Below are 1,867 nucleotides of genomic sequence, written 5' to 3' on the forward strand. Positions count from 1 at the left end.
GCAAGCCATCCCGGCCGGCAGGCCGATCAACGCGGACTGGTCACGCGGCGAGGCGTCCGCGCGGCTGGCGCCCGGCGGGCCGCGCGCTCGTCACGTGCGGGTCAGTGGATGCGGCCGACCTTGTAGGTGGAGCTGTAGATGGGACGCAGCGACACGACGCCGCCGGTCTGCGGGGCCGCCCACATGTAGCCGTTCCCGGCGTAGATGCCGACGTGGTAGATGTTGCCCGGGGTGCCGTAGAAGATCAGGTCGCCGGGCTGCTTGCCGGCCTGTGGCACCTTGGTGGAGACGTTGTACTGGCCCTGCGCGGTGCGCGGCAGTGACCGGCCGAGCTGCTTGAACACGTACTGGACCAGGCCGGAGCAGTCGAACGAGTACGGCCCCTCGGCCCCCCACACGTACGGCTTGCCCTTGTTCAGCGAGGCCAGGTAGACGGCCTTCTCACCGATCGAGCTGCCCGGGATGATCTTCGGGATCGCCTGGTCGATGCCCGCCGCGATGCCGGCGCCGGCACCCCCCGCGCCGCCTCCGGACGTGGTCGGGCTGGCGATCGTCACGGTCGCCGCGCCGGCCAGTGAGGGACGCAGCGCGCTCGACCCGTCGAACACCGCGGTGATCGTCGTCGTGGACAGCAGCCGGGCGGTGATCTGCGCGTTGCCGTTCGCGTCGGTGTGCAGCCGGGTGGAGGTCTGCCACTGCGGGCCGTTGACGACGACGATGCGGACGTCCTGGTTCGCCAGCGGGGCGCCGGAGTCCGCCTCGGTCGCGCGCACCGTCAGCACGACCGGGGTGTTCGGCGCGACGGTGCTCTTGTCGGCCGCGATGGAGACGTTTGTGAACACCGGGTCGTGGTCGGCGATCGCCGTCGCCAGCGGGGCGATCGTGCGCGAGGTCGTGAGGTCGGCCCGGCCGGTGTGCCCGGTGAGGACGGACGACTGGGTCGGCGAGTTCGCGTCGAGGGACGCGGTCCCGTCGACGCCGCTGGGCACGGTCGCGGCGAACGCGGCCGTCGACACGGCGATGGATCCGGTGGTGAACGCGGCGATGGTTGCCGCACGTCGAGGCGGAACGGTGGTACGTCGGCGGACCGCGTCGGAGCCGGAGGATGCTCGGGGCGCCGGCGGGCGCTGACGGTTCCGGACGAACTGTTCCCAGTCCTCCGGAAGCCAGGCCATACCACGACGTGGCAAGACGTGTCCTTCCTGTGCGTCCGCGAGTGCGCTGTCGGTGCACGGGCTGGGGGGCCCGGGCCTGGCCGCGCGACCGCCGGTCTCTCCCCCACAGGCGGCGCCCGACGATGGCGACCGCCCGCTTGGGACCTTGGGTCTCCCGCGCCTGCCCCACAAACTCGGAGGGGACGTCGAACCGGGGGCAGGACTAGGCGCTTCGGCTCGACGGTTAACACTGTTCGGACTCCACGAAATCAGCACGCCTTATTCCGGACGTCGATCCCGGTCCGGAACAGAAGTGCTGTCGATGACCATAGTGGACACTCTGCGGTAGCCGGCAACCACCCCAAACCCAACGCTCGGACACACATTGGGGATGCACCCGCCCGTTGCCGGAATGTCCGTTTCTCGCGACGGTCGGTCGCGGGAATGTCCCCCGCGCGAGCGTCCCCGCCGCGGCCCATCGATCCGTCCGCATCCGACTGTTCACCCGAGGTGCCGGCAGCCGACATCGACATGACTGTCCGCACACGATCTGGTGAGCCACCCCGCCCCGGCCGGGAACGGGGCCCCCGTCAGGCCGTCAGGCCGTCAGGCCGTCAGGCCGCGGGCATCACCGGGGGGACAGCGGGCGGCGCCGCAGGCGGGACGGCGGGCGGCGCCGCAGGCGGGACAGCGGGCGGCGCCGCAGGCGGGAC

Annotated in this window: 1 protein-coding gene; it reads right to left on the reverse strand. The window is 71.8% G+C overall.

Features of this window, described 5'->3' with window-relative positions; translation table 11 throughout:
- Positions 1-101: 101 nt before the first annotated feature.
- Positions 102-1,175: a C40 family peptidase gene (locus MXD58_RS26730; RefSeq protein WP_374616691.1), complete on the reverse strand. Its 1,074-nt coding sequence runs from the start codon at positions 1,173-1,175 to the stop codon at positions 102-104.
- Positions 1,176-1,867 lie beyond the last annotated feature (692 nt).

The organism is Frankia sp. AgKG'84/4, assembly GCF_023242965.2.
Classification (GTDB): Bacteria; Actinomycetota; Actinomycetes; order Frankiales; family Frankiaceae; genus Frankia.

Bases quoted from the DNA above. Each gene is read 5' to 3' on its own strand.
- MXD58_RS26730 (WP_374616691.1), bottom strand. From the start codon at position 1,175: ATGGCCTGGCTTCCGGAGGACTGGGAACAGTTCGTCCGGAACCGTCAG.